This is a genomic window from Vibrio sp. RE86 (genome assembly GCF_013114545.1).
Lineage (GTDB): Bacteria > Pseudomonadota > Gammaproteobacteria > Enterobacterales > Vibrionaceae > Vibrio.
Genome location: NZ_VTXI01000002.1, coordinates 97996 through 122679, shown reverse-complemented (window position 1 = coordinate 122679; position 24684 = coordinate 97996). Strand labels below are relative to the sequence as shown.

The following is a 24684-nucleotide window of genomic DNA, read 5'->3' as shown; positions in this document are numbered from 1 at the left end:
GGTTTATTAGGACGTTCAATCCAATGGAAAAACTCAATAAAATCTTGCTCGTCGCGGGTACGCATGGCAATGAGCTGTCAGGAATTTACTTGCAAAAACTTATCAAAGAGCGCCTTTATCAAGCCGATCGAACAACGTTTAGCACGACAAGCGTCATCGGTAATCCACAAGCGATGAAAAAGAATGTTCGCTTTGTCGATGAGGACTTAAACCGCCAATTTGCCGCCAGCAATGCGCTTGAGAGTAACTCGCTAGAAGCGAAGCTTGCCAAACAATGGAAAGAGAAATACGCCAGCACCAAAAACCAACTTGTGATCGATCTGCACAATACCACCAGCAATATGGGTGCGACGTTAATTCTACTCTCAGGCGATGCGTTCTATTCCAAGATGGGCGCTTACGTAAAACAGCGAATGCCTCACGCAAACATCCTTTTTGAAGATCGTAAATCTTGGGATGAACAACCCTACCTCTGCACCGCAGGTGATCGCGGCGTCATGATTGAAGTCGGCGCTCAAGCTCACGGCGCTTTGCAATACGAAACGCTCGAACTCATGAAAGAGATGTTTGGCTACGTGTTGGACTATGTAGAAAAACACAACCTAAACCAAGTCGATAACTTAGAGAGCTACGAGGCGTTTTTCTATACTGAGGAACTCAACATCCCCCTCGATCATGACGGGCTAAGACTTGCGATGGTTCATCCAACAATATGTGGAAAGGACTTTGAAGTCGTCAAACCGGGAGAGCCACTACTCGCTACCTTTTTTGGCTATGATATTCATTGGGAACAAAACCACGATATTTATCCTCACTTTATCAATGAAAGCGCCTACAGTTCATCCAACATTGCGATGGCGTTAGCTATCAAAAAGAGAGTGACAATATAAATCCTCACCTAAGAAAAGCCCGAGTACAATGACTCGGGCTCTATGGTTTTATTCTTCGCTTGGGATACTCTAACGCTCGAACGAGAGCCTCATCGCACTGCTTGGCTGCTCTAATACCTTGCCGTCATGGTAGACCTGAGTACCGTTAACCCAAGTCCCTTTCACGACCGCATTAAACTCATGGCCCGCAAACGGTGACCACTGGCAATGATATAAGCTGTTTTCATTAGTGACAGCCGTTTTGCCTTCGAAGTCCACCAACACCAAATCAGCAAAGTAGCCTTCTCGAATGTAACCACGGTTTTGAACACTGTAACGAATCGCAGGATTGTGCGCGGTCTTTTCTACAACTTGCTCCATCGTCATTCGGCCATGGTGAACATGATCAAGCAATGTTAGAAGAGCATGTTGAACCAGAGGTAAGCCTGCTGGCGCTTGACTATAGTCAACCATCTTCTCTTCCAATGTATGCGGCGCATGATCAGTCGCGATAATATCAATTCGACCAGTTTTCAGCGCATCCAGAAGAGCATCACGGTCACTGGCATACTTTACTGCAGGATTACATTTGATGAGATTGCCCTTTTCTGCGTAATCGTCAGCCGAAAACCATAAGTGGTGAACACAAGCTTCGGCAGTAATGTTTTTGCCCTCAACAGGCCCTGCTTCAAAAAGCTCTAGCTCTTTTTCTGTCGTAATGTGTAATACGTGCAGTTGACTACCGTATTTCTTTGCCAGTCCAACCGCATATGAGGAGGAGGCATAACACGCCTCGTCATCCCTTACTACCGGATGATCATGGATGGTCAGTTCCGACTTTTGGGCAAGAACATTCTCTAAATTTTTAGCGATCACAGGGCCGCTTTCGCAGTGCGTAACAATCAGAACGGGTGAGTCACGGAAAATTGCCTCTAACGCATCAGGAGCTTCAACCAACAGATCCCCAGTTGATGCCCCCATAAAGACTTTAACACCGCAGTGCTTGGTCGGGTCGAGCTGCTTAATTTCTTCTAGGTTGTCTTCAGTTGCGCCTAAATAGAATGAGTAGTTCGCGAAGGATGAATCAGCGGCTATATCAAATTTCTTCTCTAACGCTTCGATGGTCGTGGTAGCTGGACTAACGTTTGGCATCTCCATATAGCTTGTTATACCACCAGCAACGGCCGCTCTAGATTCAGAAGCGATCGTCCCTTTATGGGTTAAGCCAGGCTCACGAAAGTGCACTTGATCATCAATCATTCCCGGCAGCAAATACTGGCCTTGAGCATCGACCACGGTGTCGCCTTCCTGCGCTTGGATATCACTCGCTATTTGCTCAATTCTCTGCCCAACGATTCGAATATCTGACTCGACAATACGACCTTCATTGACGATACGAGCATTTTTGATAACGGTGGCTAACATAAACAATAATCTCCCCTTTAAAATATTGATACGTTATAACATAACAACCATTAGCAGAGATAATTTTATCAGGGCTCGAACTACCATGTAGTGTTACAGAAGATAAACAAAAAAACGGCCCTATCGATGGGCCGTTCTTATTACTTGTTTATGCTAGTGACTATTTTTTAGACCACGCGAACTTCTCAAAGACTTTATCTACTGGCGTATTCGCAACATGGTTAACGTAGTTACTGATTACTTTTTGAGACAAGCCAAGAATGACTTCAAGCACTTGCTGCTGACCATAGCCTGCCGCAAAAAACGCGTTCATTGCTTCTTCAGACACATTACCGCGCTCACGTACAACACTTAGGGTGAAGTCTTTTAGTGCTTGTAGCTTAGCGGTTGGCATCGCTTCATCGTTACGTAACGCTTCCGTTAGTGCAGGATCAACTTTCATTGAATGCGCAATACCCGTATGCGCTGGAACACAGTAGTGACATTCGTGTTCAACGTTAATGGTTTGCCATACAACCGTTAGCTCTTCGGCATCAAACGAAGTCGCTGTGAAAAGTTGGTGAAGCTGTGTGTATGCTTTCAAAAGCTCTGGTGACTCTGCCATCACAGCATACAAACCAGGAACCATCCCCATCTGTTTCTGAGCACCTTCAATGATTGCTTTACTTTTCTCTGGTGCGGTTTCTGCTGTGTGAAGTTTAAATTCTGTCATGATTACTTTCTCATTTGTCTGAAGTTACTGAAATAGTGTAGTTAGTGTTTTATAAAGTGATGTTTATTTGTTTTCTGGTTCCAATAAAACCTTAGAGACAAACAAACGCACTGTAGGAGCCACAATCGCTAACAATAGAATCGCTGAAGGCACCATTTGGGCGACTGCCGTCATCCACGCCTCAAAAAACGCATCTTCGCTGCTAACTGTTTTTGCCACCATGATGGCTGGCATACTCAACAACATTGTTGGTAATACCATTGAGACCATCAAAGGGTACTGAAACTTTCGTGGAAACTTTTTCATAATGGATTGGCTCCGTTTGACTAACTTATGCAGCTATCTTAGTCTTCTCCTTAACAATCAAAAATAGACAACATTGAATTTGAAGCATTCATAAATGAAAGCTTAATTAAAGGAGTCGATGTGAGAGCAAAAGATATCTCGAACCTCTACCTGTTTTGCCAGTCGGTTGAATGTGGGGGCTTTGCCGCTGCGAGCCTAAAAACGCACGTTTCTGCGCCGACATTATCGAGAGCCGTAGCGAGTTTAGAGGATAAACTCGGCGAAAGACTGGTACACCGCAATGCGAAGCAGTTTCAACTTACGACAGCAGGTGATGAGTACTACCACCGCTTTGCATTACTCTTTTCACAACTCAATGACGAATGGACTCAACTATCGAATAGCCAGCCCGTTCTAACTGGTGAAATTCGAGTCTCTTGCCCTGAGCCATTTGCAGATAATTTTCTTCAAAAGATGGCGATTGAATTTATGGCGTTGCACCCTGAAGTGTCAGTGTCCATCACCTTTAGTGCAGGGACAGAAAGATTCTTTGACGAGCAGATTGATCTCGCGATTGTCACAAGCCCACCCCATGCAACCCATCTTGTACAGAGGCAGCTCTTTGAATCTCCTCTGTTGATGGCCGCAGCCCCTAGTTATCTTGAAAAACATGGAGAGCCGAACTCAGCAGAAGAGCTTATTTTTCACCAATTGCTGTCAGGGAATAACTTGCCTTACTGGGAGCTACAAGAACATGGAAAATCGATTCGAGTGCCTTATCAACCAAGATACTCTATTAGCAGTTTACGCTTGAATATTGATGCGACGTTAGCGGGTGCAGGCATTTGTATGATGCCAAAAGCTGCCTTCGATAAGCGTGCTGATAAGGGAGAACTCAAGCAAGTCTTACCTCACGTAGTGTGTCCTTCAGGTAAAGCTTTTCTTGTTTGGGCAGACCGAAAACTGATTGCAGCCAGAGTGGTCGCGTTTAGAGATATGATCTTTGAGCGTTTTGGACAAAGCTCAGAATTTTTGGCATCAATCGACACCGAGCGCGAATAGAAAAACGCCAGCTTATGATTAAAGCTGGCGTTTCGTTTTATCGCTTCGAAATTTTATACAAGTAGGCATTAAGCCACGCAAGCGAGAGTATAACTAAGGTCATCACAGGCGGTTTAGACTGCAGTGGGAGCACTTCTGCTGGTACATTCGGTAGTAAGTGAACATACACAGCCACCAGCATAATTACGGTCGTAAGCAAAGTGGACAGCTGCATTACCCTATCCAAAGTTGGCTTTGTCAGCTTGTTCTGGCCAACCACAGCGAGTAAGAGTAACAAGCCCGCTGAAATCTCTCCGAGCTGCCCTGCCCATCGTGACAATGTCGGGAAAGGAAGTTCGCTAAGTGCTATTTGTTTGGCAAACATCGTAGTAAATGGGTCAAAGAACTTCACTGTGCCCGCCATCACCATAAAGGCCCCAAGTAAACCTGATAAGATCTTTTGAGCTTTCTTCGCCTTAGAGTCATTTTTGTCATAGGAACGGATAAGAAACACACCCGTTATGACAAACATAGATGCAATAAGAGAGAGTTCGAGAAACAATTGAGATGCGCTCATGGAGATACCTTCATTCAGTGAATAACCTGTCGATGTAGGTAATCTTAATGAGCATTGTTGAATTCAAAAATAGACAACATTGAATTTTAACCATTCAAATATGAATGATTAAATCAACTGAGATAAAAGCTAGATTCATCAAACTTCAACATACCAATCCACCAGTTAGAAATGAAGCTGCGTAACAGCGTCATAATTTATTCGCCTAAAACGTTGGTCTAACGCTCTACCTCTAAAGTACAAGCTATAGTTAATGACTCTAATCACTGAAAAGGAACGTGGCGATGAAAGCAATGGTGCTCAATCAATATGGTGACAACGCAAGTTTCGAGATGGCAAACGTAGACACACCTAAGCTCTCGGCTGGACAAGTGCTCATCCAAGTAGCGGCTAGCAGCGTGAATACTGTCGATACGATGATCAAACAGTTGGGTGAGAACCTCCCTTTCTCCCCTCAAACACCGGCAATACTTGGGATGGACGTCGCTGGTACCATTGTAGAGGTGGCAAGTGATGTCTCCCATTTTAACGTTGGGGATGAAGTTTATGGCTGCGCAGGCGGCTTAGGTGATTTATCAGGTTCACTGGCTGAGTTGATGCCTGCTGACGTCAACCTCATAGCGTTGAAACCCAAAAACCTTACGATGCAGCAAGCCGCCGCTCTTCCTCTGGTTGGAATAACCGCTTATGAAGGGTTGCATCGCGCTGGTATTACTCAAGGGCAAAAAGTATTGGTACACGGCGGCGCAGGTGGTGTGGGTCACATCGCGGTTCAACTAGCGAAACATTATGGCGCAGATGTTTACGCGACCATTGGCCGAGATGAGCACAAAGACTTAGTAGAAGGACTCGGAGCCACCACCATCAATTATCGAACCAGCCAAGTTCAGGACTATGTTGATGAGCACACGAACGGCATTGGTTTTGATGTCATCTTTGACTCGGTCGGCGGTGCCAACATGGCGAACTCATTTTTGGCGGCCAAACTCAACGGGCAGATTGCATCGACAGTTGCCTTGCTTGAAATGGACTTGTCGATGGCGCACATGAAAGGCTTGTCACTGCATGTAGTATTTATGTTGATTCAGATGATTCACGATGTACGCCGCGAAGAACATACGCACATCTTGGCTGAGTTAGCCAAAATAGCTGAATCAGGAAGCTTAACCCCAATACTTGATGAAACAGTGTTTGGACTTGAGCAAGTCAATGACGCCTACCAGCGCCTTGCTAGCGGAGCCGCGACAGGGAAAGTCGTGATATCGAATCAGTAAACCGTATTCATAGCATCGCTGTAATACGTTAAAGAAAGCGAACTATTGAGTTCGCTTTCCTACTTTATTATCCCTGTAAAAGGGCGGAGGTAATGCACGTACCAAACAACTTATCCGTTCACTATCACCAGTCGGATAGCTAGTATTTAAACCGTCTATTGGCTCATTTTATTACGACTCGTATTCCTATCTCGCATTAACATTATTTCTAATCAATTTAATTAGTTACTTGAATAGCGAAGTGTGCATTTCTGTACTTTACTGAAAGGTAACTAGTTACATATGAGCAGGGAAAGTGAATGGCAACGCAAGATAAGAAAACAGACAAGCTAAATGTCCCAAAAAAAGGCGAAGCGAGTACATCTAAAACGAACAAGCGCACCGACAAAGTAAGACTGTTTTCACAGGTTAATGTCAACGTTCCTATACCCCGTGAGCTTGCAATGATATTGCCATCAATGGCACTCAATAGTAACGATTCCTCCTCACCTGCCGATGAATCAGCTGCCGACACACTGCAAGCACCTACTGAGGCTGTACCTACTTCAACCCAAGATGGGCAGAGTGCCGCGCCCTCAAACACACAGCAAGGCGCTCATCATGACCGCGATATACATATCGAAGAAACGGACAGTAATGACAACCTAGTAACCCTGACGCACAGCTCTTCTCATCACCTATCGACAAAACTGCACCCTGTGATTCACCACATCACAGGAGGTATTCCAAATAAAGTAGGGGTAAACCAGCCTTCAATCCCTCATCAAACAGGGAATCATAGCCCAATGGGATCGGGCACCCCACAACCACCCTCTCCGCAACAGCCACAAGCTCCCGTAACCTATGTGGATGAAACTCTTCAAGGAAAGTATGGTTCGCTTCATGTCAGCAAAGACGGCCAATACACCTTTACACTCGATCCAAAGTCTCCGGCTTATATCCTGCTTCAAAAACAAGAGCCTGGAACAGATACGTTTACTTTGCATCTTTCAAATGGCTCTAAGGTTATTGTTCAGATTCCAGTTCAAGGGCATCAGGATTCACCGAACATCAGCGGCGATTTAACGGGGACGGTGACCGAAGATCATCAGGTCGATTCAAATGGCTTGATTGCCACCTCAGGTAAAATTGATGTCGTTGACCCTGACCATGATGAAAGCTCCGTGCAAGCTGAAACGATACTAGGTCAGTTTGGTACCTTAACTATCGATTCTAAAGGGCATTGGCAGTACCAAGTCGATAACTCACAAAGCAATATCCAAGCATTGACGAGTCAAACTGCCCTACATGAATCGTTCACCATTCACACTAAAGATGGAACGCCACAGGTCCTTAATATGACCATTGGTGGTGAGGATGACAATGCCGTCATCTCAGGTGTAGATGCTGGAACGGTCACTGAGGATCAAAATACACATGCTCAGGGCCAGCTCTTGGTGACGGACTCAGACCTTGGGGAAGATCATTTTCAAGCATCCCAAGTGGTTGGACAGTTTGGTACGTTAACCATCACCAAAGATGGTGCTTGGAGCTACGACCTTGATAACTCCAATCCAAAAGTACAAACCTTAGGACAAGGGGCTACAGCTACTGAAACCATAACAGTGACCTCAGCGGATGGTACACAGCATCAGGTCACGGTTACGATAAACGGCACCAATGACCGCCCAGTGGTGTCTGGAGCATCAACTGGGGCAGTTGTTGAGCAAGGTTTAAATACTTCTGGAACGCCTGATGCAAGCGGTAGTCTCACCGCCACTGATGTAGATACGTCGGATACGATTACATGGATGGTAAATCAGCCTCTGGGTCAGTTTGGTACGCTATCGATTGACCAACAAGGGCATTGGCATTATCAGCTAGACAACTCTACAGGAGGTGCGGCAGATAGACTCGCTGCAGGTGAACATCAATCTGAAGCATTTTGGGTTACAGCGACCGACAGTGCTGGCGCTTCAACCCCTCAAAAGATTGTCATAGACGTTCAAGGTAGCAACGACAAGCCCGTGGTTAGCGCTTGGACGCAGCTTCCTGCAGGAAAAGAAGATCAACCTGTCATGATAAAAGCATCCGATCTCCTAACCCATGCAAGCGATGTAGACGCTACCGATAATCTGCATGTCAGTAACTTACAAGCCACTCACGGTCATCTGGTCGACAACAAGGATGGCACTTATACCTTCACGCCAGATAAAGATTTCAACGGTGAAATTCGACTTACCTATGACGTGGTTGATGGGCATGGGGGGAGCGTGAGTACGCAAGCGAAATTCGATCTCACCGCCGCACCTGATAATGCCCAAATCAGTTATGCCGCAACGGATAACCATCAAGGTGGTGTGACTGAAGATCATTACTACATCGATACCCATGACAACCTCCACTTCAATGGCAAACTGGATATCGTTGACCCTGATAAAGGGGAAGCTCAGTTTGATATTAACTTGGGCCCACAAACCTACCAGGGCATTGGGTATGACACTAAACTCGGTGGTCACGTCTTGATAATGCAGGATGGTCGCTACACCTACACCATTCGAGATCATCAGCCATTAGTGCAAAACCTGAAACAGGGTGAAACCATCACCGATGAGTGTGTCGTAAGATCGCAAGATGGCACTCAGTTCACAATAAAAGTGAATATACATGGCACCAATGATGCGCCAACATTGACCGCCCAAACGCATTCCGTTACCGAAGATGGAGTATCGCTATCAGGACAAATAGTTGGACAGGACGTCGACCACGGCGCGTCACTGACCTACTCTATTGTTAATTCTGTCGATGGCTTAACCTTCAACGCTGACGGCAGTTATAGTTTTGACCCCTCCCACGCGAGTTATCAATCACTTGCACAAGGTCAAACTCAGACTCTGACTATTCCTGTGACGGTAACCGACGAACATGGTGCCAGCGCAACACAAAACCTAGAGATTGTGATTACTGGTACTAATGATGCCGCTACGGTTGCAGGTGTGGATACGGGTGATGTGCATGAGAATCAAGCTGGGCAAAATATGTCACCAGACTATGCGCAAACTGGTATGTCCAAGATTAGTCATGATGCATTAACCACCTCTGGTCAATTATCTGTTGTCGATCCAGATACCAACGAAGCCATCTTCGATACCAAGGGCGGAGTTTACTCTTATCATGGTCAATATGGGCATCTATTACTCCGTGGTGATGGGCACTGGGAGTATGCTGTTGCGGCGGGTCAAACCGATTGGCAACAGAAAGGCGCTAGTACAACTGTAGGCTCGACCATCGACAAGTTGGGAACTGGTGAAACTCTAACCGATACCATCACAATACAAACTAAAGATGGTACCAACCATGACATTGTGGTCACGATTCATGGCGACAATGACGCGCCTTATGTTTCTGGTGAAGTACAACTTCATTCAGGCAAAGAAGATTTACCACAAACCCTTACTCAAACCGAGTTACTCACCAATAGTATTGATGTTGACCATAACGATATAGGCAAACTGAGTGTAGCGAATCTGCATGCTGATCATGGCTCAATCCTTGATAACAAAGATGGTACCTATACCTTCACGCCAGATAAGAACTACAACGGCCAAGTCCACTTCACCTACGACGTTAAAGATGCACATGGTGGAACCACACACACTGGAGCAAATACCACACTTGTCGCGACCTCAGACAAAGCCATTATTTCAGAGGTAACTACTGGAAGCGTGATAGAAGACGGGCCACATGCAACGCACAGCAACGGCACGACTACCGAGTTGGCAAGCGGTCAACTTCGAGTCATAGACCCTGACAACGGCGAAGATAAGTTCCAATACAGCCAATTTGGTGAGACTCGCATTCACGACCCCTTTGGCGGAATACTTCGAATTGATAGCGCGGGTAGTTGGGGCTATAGCGTCGACAACACGGCTCTTCAACACCTAGCACAAGGGCAAGTTGAAACAGTGACGTATCGCGTCCACAGCTTCGATGGTACCGCTTACGACTTACATATTGATGTCATCGGAACCAACGACGCCCCGACAGCCACCAAGGTGGTTTTAAGCAACGGTACGGAAGATACACATTATCAAATGCAGGCGAGTCAGTTCGGGTTCACCGATGTCGACACTGGTGATACGCTGCACTCAATTGCTATCACCGATCTTCCGCCAGCCACCCAAGGTAAGTTTGTACTCGATGGACACGACATTACTGCTGGTCAAAGTATTGCTACTGCCGATATCGCTAAGCTTCAGTTTGTCCCAGCCACTGATTTTAACGGTGATGTTCAATTTAAGTTCACGGTTAATGACGGACATGTCGATTCACAAGAAGTAACCAATACTCTGCACATCGATGCTGTTGGCGATGCTGCAACAATCTCGGGGCGCGACACTGGAGATGTTCATGAAGGGCATACCTATACAGCGCCTGACGGCACTATGTCTGGCGGCTACGTCGATGACCGTTCACCGGATCATATGCATGGAAACGTCGGTAAGATATGGAACGATGAGATACACACTGATGGCCATCTGGACATCGTTGACCCAGACGCCGGTGAAAACCATGCTCAAACAGGCACTTACCAAGGTACACTGGGGCACGTCATACTCCAGAGTAACGGAGACTGGAGCTACTATGCTTCCATAGGCCAAGACGCAACGGGTAGAAGGATAGATCGTCTCGGTCAAGGTGAATCAATAACAGATACCGTCACCGTCAAATCGGCTGATGGCACCACTCACGATATTCATATCACCATTCATGGCGACAATGACCGCCCGTACTGCTCTTCAGAAGTTCAGCTCAACAGTGGAAAAGAAGATCTCGCGCAAACCATCACAACGACTGAGTTGCTAGCCAACACTGTAGACGTTGACGCGAACGATGCTGGGCAGCTCTCTATCGCCAATCTACGCGCGGACCATGGCACTCTCGTCGACAACAAAGATGGCACATTCACCTTCACTCCAGAGCATAATTTCAACGGACAAGTCCACTTCACTTATGACGTTAAAGATGCACATGGTGGAACCACACACACTGGTGCAAACGTGGTATTGACCCCTACAGGAGACGCAGCTAAATTCTCTGGGACTGATGCAGGTAGTCTTACTGAAGATCTTCACGTTCAAGGCGATGCACAACACACCATCTATACAACTGGCGTTCTGGATGTCACCGACCCAGACTCTGGGGAAGATCACTTCAGAGCAACTCGAAATGCGCATGCTCTCCACGATCCCTATGGTGGAACACTTACAATAGGTACAGCAGGTGATTGGTCATACAGTGTGCCCAATGGCAACGTGCAACATTTGGCGCAAGGTGAGAGTAAGCAAGTTCAATATGAAGTTCAAAGTGCTGGCGGTGACAAACACGTCATCACTCTCACAATTCATGGAACCAATGACGTTCCAGTCGTGACCTCCGCCGTAACGCTCGCTCAAGGTACTGAAGATACACCAGTCGTATTGAAAGCATCTGACTTACTGGCGAACGCCACTGATGTTGATGATAACAGCCACCTTAGCGTGCATAACCTCAGTGCAGATCATGGGCAAATCGTCGATAACCATGATGGCACATTCAGTTTTACCCCAGATAAAGACTATAACGGCCAAGTTCAGTTTCGTTATGATGTCCAAGATGAACATGGCGCTTCCGTTACGACATCAGCCTCGATGAGCCTCGCCGCGGTCAATGATGCAGCAACCTTTGCAGGTGATTTTGGGAGTATTACTGAAGATGCAAATGTACAACACAACGTCTACCTGACCGGCACATCACCAACCCAAAACGCTCTTCAATGCACTGGCCATCTCGTTGTGTCTGATTTGGACGGACAAAGTGAAAGTGCATTGGATCTCCAAGGTCAACGTTTTCTCACCCATGACGGAACCTACGGGCACTTTATTGTTTCAGCCAAGGGCACATGGGCTTATGTTGCAGACAATGACAATCAACAGCTCCAAGATCTCGATAACGGACAAACACTCACTGACAGCGTTGAAGTAACTTCTAAGGATGGCACCAAACACTCTATTACAGTGACGATTAACGGTACGACCGATAAACCTGTATTACACAGCCTGAGTGATTCAGGTATCCAACATAGTGGTCCTATTGAAGGTAATCTGCTATCGGGTATCGGTACTCATGAAGGCGTATCTGGCGCAGCGACAGATACCGACTCCAATGCCCATCTGGTTCTGCAAGATATCCAAATACAGGATCCCAATGCAGGTTATGTGACGGTCACACCAGGACATCCACATTCTATCGCAGGGGTAGGCACATTAGCTATTGAAGCAAACGGTCACTATACCTTTACGCCAGAAGCTGGGTTTACTGGGATGGTCCCGGCTATGGTCTACCGCGTAGGCGATGATGGCGGCGGTTCGAGAGGCGACTCGTCTCAAAACCGACTCACCATTGAAGTGACGCCACCAGCGCAACATGCACCAACAGCTACGCCGCAAACCGTATCCAGTGATGAGGACCAAACTCATACCTTTACCACTTCCGAGTTTGGCTATAGCGATGCTGATGGTGACGCCCTCAGCCACATAACCATTACGCAACTCCCTGCTCATGGCACTTTGATGCTTAACGGCATTTTAGTGACCACTAATCAACAAATATCGAAAGCAGACTTAGACGCGGGGCACCTAACCTTCACACCCATTCATGACCAAAATGGTGCTAATTATGCCAACATTGGGTTCACTGCGAATGACGGCCATCAGGATTCAGCAAACGTGACAATGGTCTTGAACGTTAATGCCATCAATGATGCACCAACAGTGCAGGAAAAAACTCAAACGGGTCAGCCTTTGGGTTCTCACTCAATAACTGAAGATTCAAACGTAGATTCAACTGGTCAGATAGCCATTCATGATGTAGATGGTGACCAATTGAGTGTCGCGGTCGACCCAATGCACAATGCTCAATTTGGTCAGGTTCAATTTGATAGTCATACCAACACTTGGACTTACCACTTAAACAATACCAACCCACGAGTTGACGCCCTCAATGATGGCGACACGCTACAAGACACGTTTACCTTAGTGGTCGATGATGGTCATGGCGGCCAAACACGCCAACAAATTACCATGACGATCAACGGCCACACCGATCCGGTTCCTTATACTCCACCAACGCTCAATGTGAATGTAGATACGCAACACGCTCACCACATCACACCAAGTATCACTGCGGCAACCGTACAAGCTTATGCTCACAATATTGGGCAATTCGCTCACAGAGTGTCAGGGCGCGATGAAATTGAAGGCCACGGCAATAGCGAAGTATTTATTGTCCAAGGCAGTCTCCACGAAGAAGCAGAGCTCAAGGGTGGTAACGATATCCTGTTTATCGGCGGTAGACTCACCGACGAGGAAATAGAGGGCGGAAGCGGTACAGATACCTTAATCTTGGGGGCTTACACTCGCCAAAACGCTCCTAGGCTTCACGACCATGGTGAAAAACTGGGGAACATGGAACTAGAGAGCATAGAGAACATAATCTTAGGGGACGGTACTGTACTCAAAGGCCATATGCCTGCGAACTTCCCTGTCTCAAGTCATGGGCACTATGAGACGGCTGTCGATATCAGCGCTCGTTTATCATCACCTGACGAGTCCGTCACTGATATTCGTTTAACCCATCTCCAGAGTGGTGTGACCCTACAAAGCAATGGTCACCCAATTAACGCTAATCCTGACGGCAGTTACTCTGTTCCAGCGAGTGGGCACATAACCTTAGTGTCAGATCAACCCATTAATGGCAACCATCACTACTTTGAAACTGAGGTCACAACGCACAATAGCGTGACAGGTGTAACCGGTGTAACCACAGAAGACCGACAAGGCCAGTTGCATAGCCATATCACCCCACCACCGCCGCCTCCTCCACCAACGATGAGTCAATCTGATGAAGTGGCCGATGCTGATACGTTGGATGTTGAGATCACTTTGTCTTCGGATATCGATCACTACGGAAATGACGATCAGCATCATGTGGATCCGCATCTAGTCTCTCAAACCACTCAAACAGACAGTGACGAACCACAACACGGCGCAGCAGCATACCTATCGGCATTGGGCATAGAGCCTACACAAGCAGTAGTCGACGCGCCTGTACATGCTGCGTTGCCCGATGATATTGACCTTGTTTTAGCCGATGACATGAGTTCAGCAGACAGCTCTCACCTTGGGCTAGATGACGCTGCCACTGGAGCTATGCAAGAAGCCAGTGACCATGCGCACCAGCACGAAGAGCGTATCAACCCAGACGAGCATCATGACCAAGGGGATCCAAGCAGCTTCATCGACCCTTACTAGGCTTAATTAACATTTAGCCAATAAAAACGGGCAGCGAATTTGCTGCCCGTTTTGGTATCTCTGTTTTAGGCTCGCCTATCGTTCACCAAAAGCGACACTCACATTGGTGTAAATTGGCTTCCAAAGGTACTGAAAGACAGACTTCTCACCGGTGGTAATATCCGCTTCTCCCGTCATTCCGGGCAGAATAGAGAAGCGCTCAGGGTCATCGTGGAAGTAAGGTTTATCTACCGAGACAACGACCTCATAAAAAATCTCACCTCGCTCACTTTGACTGGTTGTTGGTGATATCTTTTCCACTTTTCCCTGCAAAGCTCCAAATCGGCTGTAATCGAACGCGTCCACCTTAACTCGAACAGGCTGCCCCTCTCGGACAAAGCCAATATCTCTTGGAGATAATTTCGCTTTAAAGTCTGCTTTGCCTGTCAAAGGGACAATCTCAACCACTGTTCCGCCGGGCTGAATCACGCCCCCGACTTGTGTACTTGGAACACTTTGAACTAACCCTTTGAGTGGGGAAATCACCACGGTATTTGAAACCTTCGCTTCACTCGAACGCACACGAGCATTCAGCGCTGAAAGATCAGAAACCGCTTTCGAACGTTCATCACTCACCTTAACTCGCGCTTCTGCGAGGAGCTGCTCAATTTTTTGCTCATTGGTCGCTGCCTGCTTTTCAAGCACGGAACGTTTACCCGTCGTTTCTGCAATCTGCTGCTCGATACCCGCAAGCTTCTGCCTCATCTCTAGCACTCTTAAACGAGAGATGTTTCCGGACTTAAAGCCCTTTTCAAGAATATTGAGCTCTTGTTTGGTCGCCAATAACTGCTTCTCATAAGACGGTAGCGCTTTATTAACCGAGCGTAGTTGCTCGGCAATTTGTTCGCTGTCTTTTTCTAATACCACTCGTTGTTGGTAGAACAGAGCCTTCTGCGCACTGAGCTGCGCCTGCTGTTCACTCACCAAAGATGGGTATTCCACCATGTACAAAGAAAAGTCAGGCTCTCTTTGATCCAATAACGCATTCATCCGCTCGATGCTCAACGACAAGGTAACCTGCTGTGATTTAAGCTCATCTAAGGTTGTCTTTTGGAAAGTCGCATCAAACTCCACCAGCGGTTGTCCCTGTTCAACTAAGTCCCCTTCGTTAACCAGAACACGTTTAAGTTTGCCGCCGATCTCACTCTGAAGGACTTGCCTTTCCCCTTCAGGGATAACCGCACCTTTCGCCTTTGCAATCTCATCCACCTGAGTCATCAAAGACCACACAACAAACGCAACCACACAAATTGCTACCGCCCAAGTTGCCATTGCTAGGGCTCTCGCGGTTGACTTAGATTCCACCAACTCGCCATATTCATGTTTAGCCATTCGATACCTCTTTACTGACGTTTGGTTGTTCGCTCGACTCTTCCATCGGTCCGGCATAGACCACCGCACCTTCATTTAGAATGACCACTTTGTCGGCTAGCTTGATTAGATCGGGGTCGTGAGATGTAAAGATAATGGTCGACTTACCGCGTTTTTGGTTAACAAACTCACTAAACACACGTTTCGCCCTTGGGTGATAATCGGGCACGGGGTTGTCCATTAGCATGAGCTTGTAGTCAAACACCAAAGCTTTAGCATCAATAAGCACCTGAGCAACCGTTCCAGATAAAATATCAAAAAGGCTATCTGGGATAAGCGAGCTGATAACTGTATCTAAGCCATCAGGAAGAGTATCAAACCAAGCTTTTCCGCCGACCAGATTAAGCGCTTGGATCATCTCATCATCACTCACTTGGTTACCATCAGACAGCCATTCACGTACTGACAAAGAAAGAAGGTCTGGGTATGCCGCACGAATGAAACACCAATGGCGATAAAGCTGTGGGTCATATTGAGATAGGTTCACGCCATTAAGATCAATGGTCCCATTTTGAGCTTGTTGTAAACCCGAAAGGATCTCCAGAAGCGTTGATTTACCGCTGCTCGAAGGCCCTGCAATGGCAATAACTTCCCCACTTTCCACCGCAAAGCTGACAGCAGAAAGCGCAGGTCGTGACTGCTTAGGGTATCGAAAAGTGACTTGATCCACCTTAATCTCAGGGGCTTGCTTAGGTAAGGCATGATGCTGGTAACTAAAATCACGTTCAGACGGCTGGGTTAACAATCGATTAATTTGCGCTTTGGACTGATTGAAGCTCGAAAACCGTGAGGCACTGTTTGCCAGCATTTGGGCAGGCCCAGTCACACGCGAGATCAACATCATAGAAGCAATCAAGCCACCCGGACTTAATACCTCCTCAAAGATAAGGCCGACCCCTAATCCCATAACAGCGATAGTCGAACCTAGCGTGATCGCATAATACATCGAGGTGTATCTATGCTGTTTAATCGCTTGTTCGAAGCCCACTTTTGAAGCTAAGAAATTTGCTTTGTCAAAACGCTTGAGCCAATAGTGCGCGAAGCCTGAGCTACGCAGATAGACGAGTTTAGAAGAAATCTCGTTGACTAGATTCTGCCTGTTAGTACCCGCGATGGTTGATTGCATAGAGCTTTTTCGTGACGAGTAAATCGCTCGCTGAGCAAGTAATAAATACATTGTTAATGCCACTATTGGGACAAGCACCAGCCAGCCACCTAACAGCCCAATCGCCAAGATAAAAATCACTACAAATGGAAGGTCAAACAGTGCACTGCCCAACGGGCCTGACAACACCCCCGATAGCCTCTCAGAAAGAAGTATTTGGTTCTGCTGGTTTGACACTGTGGACTGTTGGTTTTGAGAATAGGAGTTCTTCAACAGCTTTTTGATTAAGGCTTGGGAAACCTCTCGACTTAGTCTGTTAGACAAGCTGACGAGCACTCGACTCCGAAGCGTTCGAAGCAGTCCCATCATGGCAAACAGCAAGGCGGCGCCAATTGCAATCCCCGATAGTTCGTGGGCGGCGTCACCACCGATGACATGGTCATAAATCGACATGGTAATAAACGGGATCGCCAACGCAAAAAGGTTGGTAAACAGGCTAATAAATAGGAGTTTAGGTAAGATGGGTTTGAACGCATTCAGACGTTCACCAACCCAATCAACAGAGTGCTTTTCCAGCGGTAGCCCCAGCGCAACTAAATAGAACGTCGCACCTTTTTCACCACTCTTTGCTGCAAAGCCCTCAAGGACATCAACCTGTTCATCATCAAAAAACAGCAAAACCTGCTTGGACTCATGTTCTGGAAGGAGTTTAGGTACTATTTCGTAAGGTAAGTGAATTCTATCAAGAAGAGAGAGCAGCTCGTCCGTGTTTTCTAAGCCATTTTCATCAATCCACTGCTTGGAGAATAACTGTATGTTGCTGCTGACTTCTAAGTTCTTCAGCAGCGAAATTGCGGCTTGTTCATAACTGTTCATCATGCCGACACTCCTCGCGCGATTTCATCCACTGCCACTTTTTTCGTCGCTAAAGCAATGAATCCTGGATAATGACTCACCAGCACAATCATCCGCCCTTGAGCTTGCTCTTGCTTCAACACTTGAGACAATGCGTTTAATCCATCCAAATCCAGCGAAGCATCTGGCTTATCAAGGACGACAATACTTGATGATGAAGCCAATTGGGTCGCAATGTTTAACAGCTTGATGTTACCCATACTAAGCGGGCTAGACGGGGAATGGCCGACTTTGGTTTCTAACCCTTCACTAAGCTGAGATAGCTTAGTCCCTAAGCCTAGTTTCCGTGCATAGTCTTGCGCTTTTTCTGTTCTTTCAGGGTCGAAGCCACACAGGTTATCGAGAAGAGATCCACTCACTAATTGACCTTTAGCGCCAACATAAGATGACATCGCCGAGAGAGTTTCAATCGGTAATGTCGTGTCGTTTATCAGCACTTCGCCACTTTGAACTTCATCAACACCCGCAATAGCACTGGCCATAAAACTGTCGAGATGCCTTTCATCACTGGCAAGGTGGACAATATCACCTCGCTTAATCTCAAAAGAGCTCATGTATTGGCTTCCGTAACGTTCGATAGTGAGGTTTTGCACCTGCAATGAAGTCACGTCTTGAATGGCGTTTGACACTGGTGGCACTTGAGGCAACTGCTGGATTTGGCTGATAGCTTGGTTGGCCGTATGGATAGTATTGAGTTTTACCCGCATCCCAATAAGCGCACTTAAAGGAGCAACCGCTCGTCCAGATAAGATAGAACATGCGGCCAAACCACCTGTTGTCAGGTCGCCATCGAGCACCCAAAGACTACCAGTAATAACGATCACCACCGAAGTCATCAGGGATGCAAGCTGAATAAACTCCAGCGCAAAGGCATTTTGTTGTTCTTCACTGGATTTCGATAGAGAACGCGCATCATTGGTACGTTTGAATTGACTAAACAGTCTAGATTCAACAGCTTGGCGCTTGATGCCTTGCAGCGTTTGTCCTAAAAGAAGCATAAAGCCTTTTCGTTCCTGCTCTTTTTCGGATGCCATTTCACCTAAACGTATGGATTTGATAGAAGCTAACCAAACAATCGTACTGGCGAGCCCCCATACTGCGATCGGCACCATCACTAAGCTGTCACCGATGTAATAAACCAGAGCTAAGAAGAGCAAAGCGAAAGGGAGATCGATAAATCCGGCAACGATGCCCCCTGAATACCACTCTCTCACTTTAGAGATGGATGCAAGCCCGTTATCAACACCAGAAGCACCAAGCTCCCGAAGTGCATAAGGTTGAGAATTCGTCACCGACGAAACGAGCTGATCGAAGGTTGTTTTCTCTGTGTTACTCGCAGCGGCAGACAGTAACCAACTCCGTATGTATCGAATCAAAGCTTCTAGAAGCACTGCCGTGCCTGCACCCACAAGTAATAATGTTGCTGTACCGTAGCTTTGATTGGGAAGAATTCGATCGTAGATCTGTAAAACCGTCAGTGGAACGGCGAGCGATAACAAATTAATGAGAATAGAAGGGACCATGACCCTTCCAATGACATCCTTGTTGACGGTGCGTGTCAGCTGCATACCTAGCCCCTGTTTATCCTTATGAAATAAGGTTGGTACATAGATAGCAGTTCTTCAAGTTAAGGTGCTGAATTTATAGTTAAAATTTTAAAAAATGGAATCTATGTTATTCAGCAGCTCATTCAGAAAGATCAGTCATTCCCATAGAGGCTTTTTATCGTATCTCTGAGCCAAGTGATCTTCGGGTTTTGATTGTTGCGTTTGTGCCAAATCATCGTAAATGGGATCAACAATTTGTGCTGATATTCCTCACCAATCGGGATGGGCAGCGCAATCAAATTGGGGTGCAACTGTTCACAATAACGCTGACAGTATTTAGGCGCCGTAGTCAGCATTTCATGCCCTGGTTTTTCTGCAACGAACAGCGCTTGCTCAAAGCTTGCCATCGTTAGGCTGACGTTACGAGTGTGGCCTTGCTCGACCAATATTTCATCAAGCGCCCAGCTGTCATTCTTCTCCCACGTCACGTTGATGTGGGCATAGCTAAGGAATGTTTCCATGTTCCACTCTTGCTTCAAGGCTGGGTGGTCATTTCTTACGTACACCATTGGTAAGTCTGAAAACAGCACTTCAAAGTTGATGAAGTATGGCAGAAGGTCGAGAGACTCTTTAGAGCGAGGGTGGCTCTCTCGACCAGTAAAACCGATATCGACCTCACCGCGGGTAATCGCGTCTAACGAATCGTAGTCCCAGTTATGAAATTTCACCTTTGAATCTGGGTATGTATCGTGAATACGTGTGGTCAGTTCATCCACCATGATCAATGACAGTGGCGATTCAACCCCAAGATTAAACGAGACGCCACTTGGTGCTTCATCGCCTCGTCTTGATGCGATCTGTGTGCCTATCTGCATCCAATCTGACAGACTCTCATGCATACTGCTGGCAAGCGTCGTCGGCTTTAATCCTTGAGGTGTATTCACAAAGAGTGGGTCATCAAACCAATCACGAAGTTTGCCTAAAGACTTGCTGACTGTTGAAGGCGTTACATTGAGTTTTTTCGCCGCTTTGGTGACACTCTGCTCTTGCAACAGCAATTGCAGAGTAAGCAGCAAATTGAGATCAAGTCGGGCAAGGGTTTTCTTCATGATGTTCACTAACGTTTTGATGTGGAAATAATAATATTAGAGAGAGACCGATAACGCCACTCGTAACCAACGCAATAATTAACATCATCACAGCCGACACACCCAAAACGGCCATCAGCCAAATATAGAGTGCCGAACACGATACTTGAGCAATCCCCAACATCGAACTGGCTAACCCCGCTTTACGTGAGAACAGGCTGAGCGCTTGACTCATCGCGACACCAAATCCCATTGAGAAACCCATACTCAGAAGCACGAACCCGATCATATAGAGTGTCGAGCTATCGCTATTCAAGTGAGCCGCGAGAATAACGATAGCCGACAGTAAACTCAGTGTTTGTGAGCCAATCATCAAGGTCGTTTGTTTGAAGTACGACAGCAAAACCGGAGCTGAAAACGACGTCGCCATCCCGACCATCGCAAGTAGCGCCATGGCCGTTGAATACTCACCTCGAGTAAAGCCTAATGTGTCCATTACAATCATTGGCGAAGTATTCACGTAAGATAAAATGGCCGTTACACCCAGAGAGGTATAAATCACTCGTGATAGGAAAAAGCGATGAAATAACGACTCTTGCGCCTCTTGTTCATCCGTTGCATTTCCCTCAAACGTCTTTGGTGACGTCTCTTTCAAAATAAAACAGGCAATCAACCCTACCGCTAAACCCATGATCGCCATGGCAGTAAAAAGTACAGGCCAAGGGAATTTGAGCATAATAAGGTTGCCGATCACTGGAGCCAGCACTGGGATCATGCAGGTAATGCCGTTTAGCATCGACAGCACTTTAGCGCGCTTCTGATCGTCCAAAGTGTCACGCAATATGGCAAAGGCCACTACGTAACAACATGCAGCTCCCACCCCTTGGAAAAAGCGCATCATCAGAAAGCTATCACTGGTTTCTGCAGATCCTGCAAGCAAAGAAGCGATAGAAAAAATCGTCGCTCCAATCATAGCAACAGGTTTACGACCAAATTTATCGGCTGCTCGACCGACAAAAATCATCGTCGTCGCCATACCGGCTAAATAGATCGAAAAAGCGATATGAAGTTGCGACTCAGACGCCGACAGATCACTTGCGATCTGAGGAAGTGCGACCAAGTAAAGGTCAATGGCTGTGGGATACAGCAAGACGAAGGCAAAGCTACATAATAAAAATCGGGACATAACAAATCTCGCTCACGGTAATCGTTTGCGAGAATCATAGGGCATGGGCTAATGATTGGCTCGTTGCCATTCTGACAACAGGTATTTCCATTTACGACATAGTGACCCCAATATGCAACAAATTTAATTGATTGTTTACACAATGCAAATAAGTGCATACCATTCAACCAGTCATTTCAACATGGAGTACTATAAATGATCATACATAGGTGTCTATTTTCGCATTCACTACTTAGCATTGCACTCACTGCATCCACTTTTACAACGTATGCCAGCACAAGCTTTGCAGAAATACCCATTGACAATGATGAGTATACAGAAGTACTTCATCAGCTCGGATTCAACATTTATTCCGTGGATAAACGACCGTTCGACCCGGTAAATGGTTTGCCTGATTCAAACTATACGCCACAAGAAACCTTTATTACCCCAGTCGTTCAGGATCAGCTGGGCTTTACAAATTACCCTAAAAATGAAGAAGCCCAAGACTACTTGTTTTACCAAACTGACCCGTACGGAGTAAGCGAGAACCAGCTTCCATTAGAAAGTGTTAGTTATATTGATAATCAAAATGACTTATCAGCCGGACAATCTCATAGTTTTGGAAAAGGGGTTGTAGAAGGGGAAGTTCTGAGATCAAATATTCACCACACAACCTTTCTCTATGGAGAAAAGGCGACATCACTCGCTAGTGGTAGTGCGATCTTAGAGCTCGTTAGATCAGATGATATTGCTAAACTCCACCTGACATTTGATACACAGGAAGGTAAGGTATCAAACATACTACTTACCGACACAAGCAGTAACTTCCCCATTCCAAGTGGAGAAAAGCTTCAACAGACACATAGACTTAAATCCATCTTTTTAGACACTGATTCAGATGGATATTCTGAACTGCTTGCAATCTCTTATAATGGTCGCGTATATGTGTTTGTTCTTGAAAACCTGACTGGTTCATCAGGTAGTGCACTCCCTGCTTCCTATGCTATCTCTCCAGAGTTCTCTTTATCTGGGTACGGTAGCATATCCCTTGCTAAAGGAGAGTTTAGAACGGAGCCCGGCGAACAGTTAATGTTCCTCAAACGTTCATATGCTTACCCTTGGGACCTGGATAAACCCGCTGAAGCAAAGCACTGCTCCGAGCGCGAAGTAAGCATAGTCAAGCTTGGCACGAAGGACTACAACACCCTCATCAATAGCACCTATGCCAACTTATCTGAAACTTTCTGCCCTCAAGCAATAACAAGTGCGAAGATCGACGGACGAAAGACTGATCAATTGATCCTGGGCGGAATTAATTCAAACATACAGCCCCAGCTAGCTACCCATGTAATTAATATCAATGAAATAGACAGTGAGACCTATTCTTCAGAACCTTTCGCTGTCTTTAATTGGAGTGAAAGTAAGTGGAAAGAGGAAAGCTTCTATGCTCAAACATCCATTGCAGCAGCTGACCTACTTGGTATAGGTCAAGACTACATCGCCTATGCTAGTAAAATATTTGTTTTTGACCCATCTCAAGCCAATAAATTATCCAACGTTGGCCGATGGAATCTAGGTGATTCGCCAAATGTAACACTTGAGTGGCAAGTAGGTAACTTTTCAGAGGACTTTAACGAATACCAAACTCAAGACAACATATTAACTGCATCCCCCTCAGAATCGCAGATAGTTCGTTCTGAAGGTGAAGAGTTGATACTCGCTAGAATAAATAGAGACAGCGCTAAATACTCACTTCGAACTGTGCAACTGATCGATGTAGACAATAGCATATTTGAAGATGTTGAAGGCACAGGTGATAATTTTTACGGATATAAATCTGGTTTAGACCGAAGTCACATTTCACAACCTCCATTTTTTCCTAGCGCTAAAGTGAAGATCGCAACCCACTATCATTCTGCTTACCCGAGCTTGAATGCGGTTGACCCTAACCAAGTGTCAATCAATGCGAGACATGCAGGTGGACACGAAGTAAAAATATCACCTCCAATCCTGCTTGAAGCAATGGATGCCGTTCCATACTACGCGAGTTTATTCGAATCAATGGAACCTACCCAAGAGTTTTATCACTCAACTGAAACGGGGGATTCATATAGCCTGACTTCAACGTCTTCATCAGGGACAACTTCTGAAGTAACGTCTCCAGTATTCGAGTATGCGACAAGCTCAACGATTAGTGACATCTTTAGTCAGCAACTCTCCGTAACTAAAACCACCTCAAACATAGCAGGTAATACAGCCGGAGACGCCTTTCTTCACTTTGAAGTCACTCCATTTGACAGTTATGAATACAAAATACTTACAGCTCCAAATGAGTTAGCGGATGCTATCGGCACTACTACGAAATATATGTTTCCTAGAACACCATTGAGTTCCTATGTAAACCTTACAAAATATAACCAAGTAAACAGTGACACTGGAGGGAAACTGTTTTCCTATGATCATCTATTTGCTCCTAAAGGAATACCTCAAGAATATCCAAAGTTGCCCGATATCTATGAGAAATATCCAGATGCACAAGAAAGCACATATCACTCTCCTCCTCCAACACCTGACCAATACTTGGAAGTGGGTATGACTGTAACCACTTATTTAGAAAAAGGTCAGGGGAATGGGGAGTCCCTCACCCAGACAGTAAAGGTAGGAGCGAACTTTAAAAACTTTGGTTTTGGCAAAAGCAAGTCATATACAAAAGGTTTAGAAACGTTAACCACCCGTTCATGGAGTGGCTCTCAAGGCTATTATGGTCGAGTCCACGGATTTGACGTCAGCGAAGAGTTCCCTGTGTATGAGTTTGGGATGTACATGGCTACAGACACCAACACAAACGGCGCAAAAGAAGACTATATAAAAATAGGTTTCTTTACGACACACTAGCCCTTTGAAACATTAACAACACGTTACATAATAAACTGTACGC

Annotated in this window: 14 protein-coding genes; 5 read left to right on the top strand and 9 right to left on the bottom strand. The window is 46.1% G+C overall.

Features of this window, described 5'->3' with window-relative positions:
* Window positions 1-23 precede the first annotated feature (23 nt).
* Window positions 24-890 (top strand): aspartoacylase, encoded by an 867-nt coding sequence (locus tag F0231_RS02755; RefSeq protein WP_171758184.1) that lies wholly within the window; start codon window positions 24-26, stop codon window positions 888-890.
* A 69-nt stretch (window positions 891-959) separates the two neighbouring features.
* Here F0231_RS02755 and F0231_RS02750 read toward each other — a convergent pair whose 3' ends face one another.
* The 3 genes from F0231_RS02750 to F0231_RS02740 form a co-directional block, all read right to left on the bottom strand.
* Window positions 960-2294 (bottom strand): dihydroorotase, encoded by a 1335-nt coding sequence (locus F0231_RS02750; RefSeq protein WP_171758183.1) that lies wholly within the window; start codon window positions 2292-2294, stop codon window positions 960-962.
* Window positions 2295-2454: 160 nt separating this feature from the next.
* Window positions 2455-3006, bottom strand: coding sequence for a carboxymuconolactone decarboxylase family protein (locus F0231_RS02745; RefSeq protein ID WP_171758182.1), 552 nt, complete (start codon window positions 3004-3006; stop codon window positions 2455-2457).
* Window positions 3007-3069: 63 nt separating this feature from the next.
* Window positions 3070-3312, bottom strand: coding sequence for a DUF2798 domain-containing protein (locus F0231_RS02740; RefSeq protein WP_171758181.1), 243 nt, complete (start codon window positions 3310-3312; stop codon window positions 3070-3072).
* A 120-nt stretch (window positions 3313-3432) separates the two neighbouring features.
* Between F0231_RS02740 and F0231_RS02735 the strand changes: the two genes are divergently transcribed.
* On the top strand, window positions 3433-4353 hold the full coding sequence (locus F0231_RS02735) for a LysR substrate-binding domain-containing protein (protein WP_171758180.1): 921 nt from the start codon (window positions 3433-3435) through the stop codon (window positions 4351-4353).
* 37 nt (window positions 4354-4390) lie between these two features.
* Here F0231_RS02735 and F0231_RS02730 read toward each other — a convergent pair whose 3' ends face one another.
* Window positions 4391-4909, bottom strand: coding sequence for a DoxX family protein (locus F0231_RS02730; RefSeq protein WP_171758179.1), 519 nt, complete (start codon window positions 4907-4909; stop codon window positions 4391-4393).
* 284 nt (window positions 4910-5193) lie between these two features.
* Here F0231_RS02730 and F0231_RS02725 point away from each other — a divergent pair, with 284 nt between their 5' ends.
* Both F0231_RS02725 and F0231_RS02720 read left to right on the top strand, forming a co-directional pair.
* On the top strand, window positions 5194-6183 hold the full coding sequence (locus F0231_RS02725) for a zinc-dependent alcohol dehydrogenase family protein (RefSeq protein WP_171758178.1): 990 nt from the start codon (window positions 5194-5196) through the stop codon (window positions 6181-6183).
* A gap of 299 nt (window positions 6184-6482) precedes the next feature.
* Window positions 6483-14513: a VCBS domain-containing protein gene (locus F0231_RS02720; RefSeq protein WP_171758177.1), complete on the top strand. Its 8031-nt coding sequence runs from the start codon at window positions 6483-6485 to the stop codon at window positions 14511-14513.
* A gap of 75 nt (window positions 14514-14588) precedes the next feature.
* Here F0231_RS02720 and F0231_RS02715 read toward each other — a convergent pair whose 3' ends face one another.
* From F0231_RS02715 to F0231_RS02695, 5 genes are all read right to left on the bottom strand, one after another.
* Window positions 14589-15884: an HlyD family type I secretion periplasmic adaptor subunit gene (locus F0231_RS02715; RefSeq protein ID WP_171758176.1), complete on the bottom strand. Its 1296-nt coding sequence runs from the start codon at window positions 15882-15884 to the stop codon at window positions 14589-14591.
* Window positions 15877-17907, bottom strand: a complete 2031-nt coding sequence (locus F0231_RS02710; protein WP_171758175.1) for a peptidase domain-containing ABC transporter — start codon at window positions 17905-17907, stop codon at window positions 15877-15879. The genes F0231_RS02715 and F0231_RS02710 overlap by 8 nt, the downstream gene beginning before the upstream one ends.
* Window positions 17904-19511: an ATP-binding cassette domain-containing protein gene (locus tag F0231_RS02705; RefSeq protein ID WP_171758174.1), complete on the bottom strand. Its 1608-nt coding sequence runs from the start codon at window positions 19509-19511 to the stop codon at window positions 17904-17906. Before F0231_RS02705 ends, F0231_RS02710 begins: the two co-directional genes overlap by 4 nt.
* A 131-nt stretch (window positions 19512-19642) precedes the next feature.
* The gene (yidZ, locus tag F0231_RS02700; RefSeq protein ID WP_171758173.1) at window positions 19643-20599 is read right to left on the bottom strand and encodes an HTH-type transcriptional regulator YidZ; all 957 of its coding nucleotides are present in this window, start codon (window positions 20597-20599) and stop codon (window positions 19643-19645) included.
* Window positions 20574-21764, bottom strand: coding sequence for an MFS transporter (locus F0231_RS02695; RefSeq protein WP_171758172.1), 1191 nt, complete (start codon window positions 21762-21764; stop codon window positions 20574-20576). Before F0231_RS02695 ends, yidZ begins: the two co-directional genes overlap by 26 nt.
* A gap of 195 nt (window positions 21765-21959) precedes the next feature.
* Between F0231_RS02695 and F0231_RS02690 the strand changes: the two genes are divergently transcribed.
* Entirely contained in the window at window positions 21960-24641 is a 2682-nt protein-coding gene (locus F0231_RS02690; protein ID WP_171758171.1) for a hypothetical protein, read from the top strand.
* The last annotated feature ends 43 nt before the right edge of the window (window positions 24642-24684 follow it).

Excerpts from the sequence above, each read along its gene's own strand:
- yidZ (WP_171758173.1), bottom strand. The coding sequence starts at position 20,599 with ATGAAGAAAACCCTTGCCCGACTTGATCTCAATTTGCTGCTTACTCTG.
- F0231_RS02690 (WP_171758171.1), top strand. The coding sequence starts at position 21,960 with ATGATCATACATAGGTGTCTATTTTCGCATTCACTACTTAGCATTGCA.
- F0231_RS02730 (WP_171758179.1), bottom strand. The coding sequence starts at position 4,909 with ATGAGCGCATCTCAATTGTTTCTCGAACTCTCTCTTATTGCATCTATG.
- F0231_RS02720 (WP_171758177.1), top strand. The coding sequence starts at position 6,483 with ATGGCAACGCAAGATAAGAAAACAGACAAGCTAAATGTCCCAAAAAAA.
- F0231_RS02740 (WP_171758181.1), bottom strand. The coding sequence starts at position 3,312 with ATGAAAAAGTTTCCACGAAAGTTTCAGTACCCTTTGATGGTCTCAATG.
- F0231_RS02715 (WP_171758176.1), bottom strand. The coding sequence starts at position 15,884 with ATGGCTAAACATGAATATGGCGAGTTGGTGGAATCTAAGTCAACCGCG.
- F0231_RS02725 (WP_171758178.1), top strand. The coding sequence starts at position 5,194 with ATGAAAGCAATGGTGCTCAATCAATATGGTGACAACGCAAGTTTCGAG.
- F0231_RS02745 (WP_171758182.1), bottom strand. The coding sequence starts at position 3,006 with ATGACAGAATTTAAACTTCACACAGCAGAAACCGCACCAGAGAAAAGT.
- F0231_RS02705 (WP_171758174.1), bottom strand. The coding sequence starts at position 19,511 with ATGCAGCTGACACGCACCGTCAACAAGGATGTCATTGGAAGGGTCATG.
- F0231_RS02695 (WP_171758172.1), bottom strand. The coding sequence starts at position 21,764 with ATGTCCCGATTTTTATTATGTAGCTTTGCCTTCGTCTTGCTGTATCCC.
- F0231_RS02750 (WP_171758183.1), bottom strand. The coding sequence starts at position 2,294 with ATGTTAGCCACCGTTATCAAAAATGCTCGTATCGTCAATGAAGGTCGT.
- F0231_RS02710 (WP_171758175.1), bottom strand. The coding sequence starts at position 17,907 with ATGATGAACAGTTATGAACAAGCCGCAATTTCGCTGCTGAAGAACTTA.
- F0231_RS02755 (WP_171758184.1), top strand. The coding sequence starts at position 24 with ATGGAAAAACTCAATAAAATCTTGCTCGTCGCGGGTACGCATGGCAAT.